Here is a 7,803-nt window from a genome sequence, read left to right as displayed (position 1 = left end):
CCCATTTAATGTCCTGTCCAATGATTTCTACTGATTGACTTTGCCAAGGGCTGTCTGAAAGTAGGACGGCCGGATTTTCAGAAAGGGAGAAAAGAGGTTTGCCTGCGCCTAACAGTTTCGGCGCTTGGTAGAGGACGATTTCATCCACCAAGTCATCCTTCAGGAAGGCTGAAGCAAGTGTGGAGCCGGCTTCTACCAGAACTTCGCCAAAGCCAAACTCTGCCAGTTGCGGCATGAGTGAAAGAAGATTGATACGGCCGTTGATGTGTTCAGACGGCCTGATGATGCGGATATGTTTAAATGCGCTTAGAGCCTGTAAACGTTGTTCGTCTGAGGAAAGGGTAACGATAACGGTCGGGCTTTCGGTATCAGTAACGAGGTGGCAGTCCAAAGGGATTTGCAGTCGGCTGTCCAAGACGATACGCGCAGGTTGGCGCAGGGTGGGGAAGCTGCGGACGTTGAGTTTCGGGTTGTCGGCAAGTACGGTACCGATACCGGTCAAAACGGCGCAACTTTCGGCACGGAGAATTTGTACGTCTTCGCGTGCTGCTTCGCCGGTAATCCAAAAGCTGCGGCCGTCTGAAAGGGCGGTTTTGCCGTCTAAACTGGCGGCGCATTTGAGGCGGACAAACGGTCTGCCGCGTTCGATACGCGACAGGAAACCGCGGTTGAGTTCGCGCGCCTGAGCTTCCAACAAACCGCTTTCGGTACGTATTCCGGCGGCTTCCAGCATAGATAAGCCTTTGCCTGCGACCAACGGGTTAGGGTCAGTCATGGCGGCGACCACGCGCGTTACGCCGGAATGAACCAGCGCTTCGGCACATGGCGGTGTGCGACCATAATGGCTGCAAGGTTCCAGCGTGACATAGGCGGTTGCGCCTTTTGCCGCCGCTCCGGCCTGCCTCAACGCATGAACTTCAGCGTGCGGTTCGCCTGCTTTGACGTGGAAACCTTGTCCGACGATTTGGGCACCGTGTGCAATTACGCAGCCGACGCGGGGATTGGGGGAAGTAGAAAACCGCCCAAGCTTGGCCAGCTCGAGGGCGGTTTGCATCATTTGGGTATCAAGTGCGGAAAACATGGTTTCAGACGGCCTTATTTGGCTTTACATTCGGCAATGACTTGGGTGAATTCGGAAACGTCTTTAAAGCTTTTATAGACAGACGCGAAGCGGACATAAGCGACTTGATCGATTTTTGCCAGCTCTTCCATTGCCATTTCGCCGACGATGTGCGAAGCGACTTCTTTTTTGCCCAAACGGTAGAGGCGTTGCTCGATAAGGGCAACGGTTTCATCGATTTGTTCTTGCGTAACAGGGCGTTTGTGCAGCGCGCGCTCAAGGCTGGTCTGCAGTTTGTGCGGATTGAAGGGAACCCGTGTGCCGTCGGATTTGATGACTTGCGGCATCCGCATTTCAACGGTTTCAAAGGTGCTGAAGCGTTGTCCGCATTCCAAGCATTTGCGACGGCGACGGATGCTGTTGGTGTCTTCCAGCCATCGCGAGTCGGTTACTTGTGTGTTGGGGTGTTGGCAAAACGGGCACTTCATCGGGTTTCCTTGTCATACGCTCGGCAAGGTCGCTAAGCAATTGAATTTATTGTTTGTGGCCTATTATTGTAGCGGATTGCGCTATTTTCGTATAGTAAAGGCTTTTTCGCTGGATTAAGTATAAAAAGGCCGTCTGAAAGGGCAACTTGAGTGAAGTTGAGCTTTTCAGACGGCCTTGAGTTTTTCAGTCAATCAACCGTTAAACCGATACGCCGACGGCGCGGGCGATTTCCAAACCTTCTTCCGCACTCATATAAACCGGATTTTCGGGGCGGTCGCTGCGGACGATATCGCCGTCTTGAAACATCACCAATTCATTGACTGCCAACTGCGACCAAGTTTCATCGCGCGTCAGGGGCAGGGTGGCGATGACGGAGACCTTATCGTTTGGCGTGGTCACTTTGGAAAAATCGACCATCACGTCGTCGTCCAGCAGGCGTGCTTTGCCAAACGGGGCTTTGCGCACGATGTAGTGCAGCAAGGTACTGGCATGGGCAAACAGGCAGTCGCCGTTGGACATCACAAAGTTGAACAAACCGTGGCGGCGGATTTCATGGGTCAGGCCGGCAATGGCGTCAAACAAAACTTCAGGTTCGGGTTTGGTGGCAAAGCGACTGCGCAGGCGGTTGAGGATAAAGCAGAACGCGCGTTCGGAATCGGTCGTGCCGACCGCGTGGTAAAACTTTTCCTGCTCGGGAAAAAAATCAATCAAATGGCCGTTGTGTGCAAACAGCCAATATTCACCCCACATCTCGCGCATGAAGGGATGAGTGTTCGCCAATGAGGTCTGGCCTTGTGAGGCCTTGCGGATATGGGCGACCACGTTTTCAGATTTGATCTGATAGGCGCGTACCAAGTCGGCAACAGGCGAGTTGGCGCTGGGCTTGTCGTCGTGAAACAAGCGCACGCCTTTGCCTTCGAAAAAGCCGATACCGAAGCCGTCGGCGTGGTGATCGGTAATGCCGCCACGGCGGCGGAAGCCTTCAAAAGAAAACATGATGTCTGTGGGAGTGTTGCAATTCATGCCGAGCAGTTGGCACATGGCGTTAACCTTTTTTTCGGGTATTTATAGGGTCATTATGGTGTATCGGGCAGGCAGTTTCAATATATTCTTTGCCGTTTTGGGGCAGGTGATACAGGTCGTATCGAATTAAAAATAAATATTTTCGCCTTATTGGAGATTTTTAGGATATTTGCTAATTCTGTGCTAACACTTCCCCTATAAAATGTTTTGTAGAACAAAAATACCTCCTCACATAACGATATGTTCTACTCACAACGAAACATAATTTTCCCCACCATCGTCTTACCTCAAGGAGTGTTCAATGAAACTGAATCTGCAAAAAAACACCGCTGCTGTTTTGGCTGTTGTGTTCAGCGCAGGCGCATTTGCCGCTAATAATGCCTATAACCCATTCGAGTATGGCTACAAAAATCACAAATACGGCAAAAAATGGGGTAAGCCTGCATCTGAAGCCGAAGGCGAAAAAGTGATGAAAAATGCAGCCTACCGTTCAGGAGTGTATTACACCAACGTAAACCGCATTCCGGCAAAAGCAGACCGCAACGGCGTGAAAACCGTACAGGTTAACGACGCATACACCCGTCAAAATCTCGGCCGTTATGCATTTGATACCATTAAGAGCGGCGGTTCGGAAGTATATTACGGCGAGTGGGTTGGCAAAGAATACGCTAAAGGCACCAACCGCGGCGTTTACTACTCCGGCGACAAACGCGCTACCTCTATGCCTGTATCCGGTGTAGCCAACTACGCAGTTAAAGGTATCAACAACTACACCGGCAATAATCCTCTGACTGGTACATTGCGTGCCGACTTCGGTCAAAAAGTCTTGACCGGTTCTATGAAAAACAACGCCATGCAGCTGGATATTCATTCCCGCATCAAACCGTCTAGCGCATCATTTGAAGGCTACGCCCGCGCCAACGGCCACTTCGGTACAACCGAAGGCCACTTCTTCGGCAACGGTGCAAGCGCGTTGGCTGGTGTTGCCAAATTTAAGACCGACCGCAATCTGGATACGGCATACGGCGGCGTAAAACGCTAAAATCCGTCTTTAAGTAAAATAAAGCCTGCCATCCGCAGGCTTTTTTAAACACTTGCCTCCAAATTTCTCAAGGTCGTCTGAAACTTGCGACCGGAAAGCCGACACCATGTATAAACCGTCTGCCTGCCTGATTCTGCTTCTTTCCGCCCCCGTCCTGGCCGCGCCGCGTTCTGACTTTTCAGACGACCGCACCGTACAACGCCTGTGGCAGGATACCCGCCAAACCATGCAGGAGCAGGAACAAAAAGTGCGTGAATATCATCTTGATATTTCTGCTCCATATACCGGGCAGACAGCCGAGAGCGATTCCGAAACCGACCAAGGCGAGGGACTGTTTAACGCCGTCAACCGCAGCGATTGGCAAACCGTTCGCCCGCTGCTGGAGCGTTATACCCAGCAAAGCGAATACGATCCCGATATCGCTTCGTTTGCCCGCGCCTCGTTGGCTCGAGGGGAAGGCAAGTGGAAAGTAGCCAAACAAGAATACGAAACCTTGTTGCAACGTCATCCCGACTTCACACGCGGACGGCTTGATTACGCACGCCTGCTTTTTGAAGGCCGTCTGAACCGCGAAGCCTCTTCTGAATTTGCACACCTTCAAAACGAAGACCTGCCCGAAGCTGTCAAAGAAAACATCGGCCATTTCCGCGACTCTCTAAACCAACGCCAAAGCTGGCAGGGCAGCCTTTCCGTCGGCGCCGTCCACAACAGCAACATCAACGAAGCCAGCGGCAAAGTATGGTGTAAAACCGAAATTGACGGCGAATGTTGGGAAGAATTTTCAGGCGACCAGCCCATTTCCGCCAACGGCATCAAATACGAAGCCGCCGCCGTCCGCCGCTGGCAGATTAAAGGACACCACGGTATCGCCACCCGCACGCTCGGCTACGGCCGCTTCTACCGCGACCATAAAGACTTCAACGAACACACGCTCAACCTCAGCGCAGGCTACCAGTTTGAAAACCACCGCCACACCTTCGCCCTCGCCCCGCTTGTCGAATGGAACGGCAGCGGCGGCAAAACCCTCAACCGCGCCTACGGCGTGCGCAGCGAGTGGAACCTCGACAAAGGCAACTGGACGTGGAACACCGAAGCCGAGTGGAAACACCTCTCCTATTCCGACAAAACCCGCCTGCTCGACGGCAGCCTCTTCTCCGTTTACAACACCCTGTCCTACTTCCCGCGCAACGACCTCATGCTCTACGGCGGCATAGACTGGTAGCAGCGCAAAGCCAAAGAACCGGTGGACAGCTACCGCCTCATCTCCGCACGGCTGGGCGCGGCAAAAATGTTTGAAGCCGGCTTCGATGCCTCCGCCTCCGCCACCTTCGGCATCCGCAGCCACCGCGAAGAAAACGCCGTACTCGAACAACGCCGCCGCGACAAAGAGCAAACCTACCGCCTCAGCATAGGCGCGGACCGCTGGAAATTCGCCGGCCTCAAACCCGTCCTCAGCTACAAACACCGCCGCGTCCACGGCAACACCGACTGGCTGTACAGCTACAAGCAAAACGAAGTCGGTCTGTCGCTGGTCAAATCGTTCTAACGCAGGACGCAGAAACACAAAGGTCGTCTGAAAATCGGATTTCGGGTTTTCAGACGACCTTTGCTGTTTTTTATGCGCCGTATTTTCTGCCCATATCCCATGCCCTACCTTTCAGATAGAAAGAAATTGAAAAACGGCGCGGATAGAGGTTTTGGCTATATCCAAAGCATCAGGAGTTATTTAGCCTGCGTCAGCCCGTTTGCTAAAATCCGTCGTTTTGCCGTTTGATTGAACGGCATTTTCCAATAGAAACAAATCATAACCATGACACACACACAGCAAAAATCCCCTGACCTTTGGCTGGTGACCGCCGCTGCCGCCGCCATCCTGCTGATTACCATCGGTATGCGCATGACTATGGGACTGTTTGTCCGTCCCGTTGTCGACTCTACCGAGCTGAGTATCCAAGAGTTCAGCCTGATTATTGCCGTTTTCCAGTTGATGTGGGGCGTGTCCCAGCCGCTTTCCGGCGCGCTTGCCGACCGCTTTGGCGCGTTTAAGGTTTTGGGCGGCGGCGCGCTGCTGTTGGCTTGCGCCTGCCTGATGGTGCCGCAGATGCCGACTTATTGGGGGCTGATGCTGGCAATCGGGCTGCTTTTTGCATTCGGAACGGGCTCGGGCGGTTTCTCCATCATCATGGGGCAGGTCGCGGCGAAAGTACCGCCGCACAAACGCGGTTTGGCTTCGGGGCTGGTCAACGCGGGCGGTTCGGCGGGGCAGTTTCTGTTTGCGCCGCTGGTGCAGGGTTTGTTGATATCGCCCGCTGTCGGCTGGACGGGAGCGTTTTACGTTTGGAGCGGCATCGCACTTTTGATCCTGCCGATTTCGTGGTGGCTGGCGGGCGGCAAAAACGCTGTCGCCACGCACCACACGTCGTCTGAAAACGGGCAAACGCTGGGGCAGGCGGTCAAAACCGCGTTTAAAGACCGAAGCTACATCCTGCTCCACTTGGGCTTTTTTACCTGCGGTTTCCACATTGCGTTTTTGGTAACCCACCTGCCCAACGAAATCGCGCTCTGCGGCCTGCCCGCTTCGGTCGCTTCGACTTCGATTGCGATTATCGGCTTGGCGAACATCGCAGGCTGCATTTTTTCGGGCTGGTGTACGGGGCGGTTTTTGGGCAAATACGTTCTGTTCGGACTCTACGCCTCGCGCGTGGCGATGGTGCTGATATACCTTGCCGCCCCAAGAACCGACGTCAATTTCTACATTTTCGCCGCCGCGCTGGGCTTCACTTGGCTCGCCACCGTCGCTCCAACCGCTGCGATTACAGGCAAGCTGTTCGGCACGCGCTATCTGGCGACGCTGTTCGGACTGACGATGTTGAGCCACCAAATCGGCGGTTTTTTAGGCTCGTATATCGGCGGCATCGTGATTTATCAATTCAACGATTACGGCTGGATGTGGTATGCCGACGCGGTGTTGGCGGGGACGGCGGCTTTGCTGAACCTGCCGATACGCGAAAAGAAAACGGCGTAACCCGCTTGAACAAAGCAAAGAACAAAGGTCGTCTGAAAACGGAAAAGCGGTTTTCAGACGACCTTTTTCTATCATTAGTGGGAAACGGTCGATGTGTTTGGCAATCATGGCTTGGGCGGTTTGCTGAAAGAAGGTACTCATGAAAAATCCCCTAAATGTCTTGGTGGGAATTTAGGGGATTTTGGGGAATTTTGCAAAGGTCTCAATTAGCGTGCAAATGTGCTTGCAGTGAAAAAATATTGGAAATAATATCAATGCAAGTAATAATTTCTATCAAGAAGGAGATGAGTGTGAAATTTTTAGCTGCTTTGCTGTGGCCGGCCATGTTGCTGCCCATTTTGTCTCACGCCGATAGCGGCATTCAGACGGTCTCTGTTTCTCAAGCATATGCAGATGACGCAACGGGCTGCGGGCAGCTTTATCCTGTAGAGAGCTTCGAGAATTTGTTCAGACAGATGGCCGGCACGCTGCATAGTGCCTGTTTGCTTGATATGCCGCCTGAAGACTTAGCGAAAAAGTGGCAGATTCCCGTGTACCGGCGCTATCTGCGGCTTTCCGGCCGTTTGCGGCCTGACGGAGAAAAACAGGCGGTACTCAGATGGAAAGACAAGGCAGAGCGGCAGACATGGCTCAAACACAGGCGGCGTAAGCTAAAACGGCCGACCGACGGCTTTACGGTAGTGCATCAGACCGACTACGACGGCAGTACTTTTTTAGAAATCGAAGCAACGCCTGATTATTTAAAGCATTACCGTTCGCTGTTTCCTGACAACCGTTATCCCGAGGATTTGCCCCTGCCAAGAATTGGTTGGCATTTAATGTTTAGACCGATATTTTGTTCTGATTCTGCTGTAAGTTTTGAAAAATCATTAAAGGCTATTGACAACTTAGAAAAATCATTAGAGGCTATTGACAACAACGGTCATATTAAGAATTTTCATGCAAGATTGTCTATTAATGATAGTGTATCTCTAGACTTTATGCATGATAACCAAGAAAATATGAGATGTAGCAAGGAAATATCTTATATTAAATATAAAAAAAATTATTTGATCACCAATTAAAATTAAAAATTTACTCAAACAATTAATAGGAGAATTATTATGGAAACAGTTCAAAATGCACAAATTCGGCAGCATTTTATTCGCATGGGCATGCCTAAAA

The 7,803-nt window shown here is 52.0% G+C and carries 6 protein-coding genes and 1 pseudogene; 4 read left to right on the top strand and 3 right to left on the bottom strand.

Going from position 1 to position 7,803, the window contains the following annotated elements; all coding sequences use genetic code 11:
- The 3 genes from ribD to ACTHUT_RS11295 all read right to left on the bottom strand — a co-directional run.
- Positions 1–1,081: bifunctional diaminohydroxyphosphoribosylaminopyrimidine deaminase/5-amino-6-(5-phosphoribosylamino)uracil reductase RibD (gene ribD / locus ACTHUT_RS11305; RefSeq protein ID WP_440418807.1), on the bottom strand; the 1,081-nt coding region annotated here is incomplete at its 3' end.
- Between the two features lie 14 nt (positions 1,082–1,095).
- The gene (gene nrdR / locus ACTHUT_RS11300) at positions 1,096–1,548 is read right to left on the bottom strand and encodes a transcriptional regulator NrdR (protein ID WP_049328291.1); all 453 of its coding nucleotides are present in this window, start codon (positions 1,546–1,548) and stop codon (positions 1,096–1,098) included.
- Positions 1,549–1,747: 199 nt separating this feature from the next.
- Complete coding sequence (locus ACTHUT_RS11295; RefSeq protein WP_250599562.1) at positions 1,748–2,590, bottom strand: class II glutamine amidotransferase; 843 nt, start codon at positions 2,588–2,590, stop codon at positions 1,748–1,750.
- 283 nt (positions 2,591–2,873) lie between these two features.
- Between ACTHUT_RS11295 and ACTHUT_RS11290 the strand changes: the two genes are divergently transcribed.
- The 4 genes and pseudogenes from ACTHUT_RS11290 to ACTHUT_RS11275 all read left to right on the top strand — a co-directional run bounded on the left by ACTHUT_RS11290 (position 2,874) and on the right by ACTHUT_RS11275 (position 7,703).
- On the top strand, positions 2,874–3,614 hold the full coding sequence (locus ACTHUT_RS11290; RefSeq protein ID WP_250599564.1) for a Slam-dependent surface lipoprotein: 741 nt from the start codon (positions 2,874–2,876) through the stop codon (positions 3,612–3,614).
- Positions 3,615–3,720: 106 nt separating this feature from the next.
- A pseudogene (locus ACTHUT_RS11285) lies at positions 3,721–5,160 on the top strand (porin family protein).
- Between the two features lie 264 nt (positions 5,161–5,424).
- Positions 5,425–6,639: an MFS transporter gene (locus tag ACTHUT_RS11280; protein ID WP_250599566.1), complete on the top strand. Its 1,215-nt coding sequence runs from the start codon at positions 5,425–5,427 to the stop codon at positions 6,637–6,639.
- A 284-nt stretch (positions 6,640–6,923) separates the two neighbouring features.
- Positions 6,924–7,703: a hypothetical protein gene (locus ACTHUT_RS11275; protein WP_250601692.1), complete on the top strand. Its 780-nt coding sequence runs from the start codon at positions 6,924–6,926 to the stop codon at positions 7,701–7,703.
- The last annotated feature ends 100 nt before the right edge of the window (positions 7,704–7,803 follow it).

The sequence above is a fragment of the Neisseria sp. P0022.S010 genome (assembly GCF_051956635.1).
The sequence above is the reverse complement of the archived record's forward strand: the minus strand, read 5'-3'. Positions and strand labels throughout refer to the sequence as shown.

Excerpts from the sequence above, each read along its gene's own strand:
- nrdR (WP_049328291.1), bottom strand. The coding sequence starts at position 1,548 with ATGAAGTGCCCGTTTTGCCAACACCCCAACACACAAGTAACCGACTCG.
- ACTHUT_RS11295 (WP_250599562.1), bottom strand. The coding sequence starts at position 2,590 with ATGTGCCAACTGCTCGGCATGAATTGCAACACTCCCACAGACATCATG.
- ACTHUT_RS11290 (WP_250599564.1), top strand. The coding sequence starts at position 2,874 with ATGAAACTGAATCTGCAAAAAAACACCGCTGCTGTTTTGGCTGTTGTG.
- ACTHUT_RS11280 (WP_250599566.1), top strand. The coding sequence starts at position 5,425 with ATGACACACACACAGCAAAAATCCCCTGACCTTTGGCTGGTGACCGCC.
- ACTHUT_RS11275 (WP_250601692.1), top strand. The coding sequence starts at position 6,924 with ATGAGTGTGAAATTTTTAGCTGCTTTGCTGTGGCCGGCCATGTTGCTG.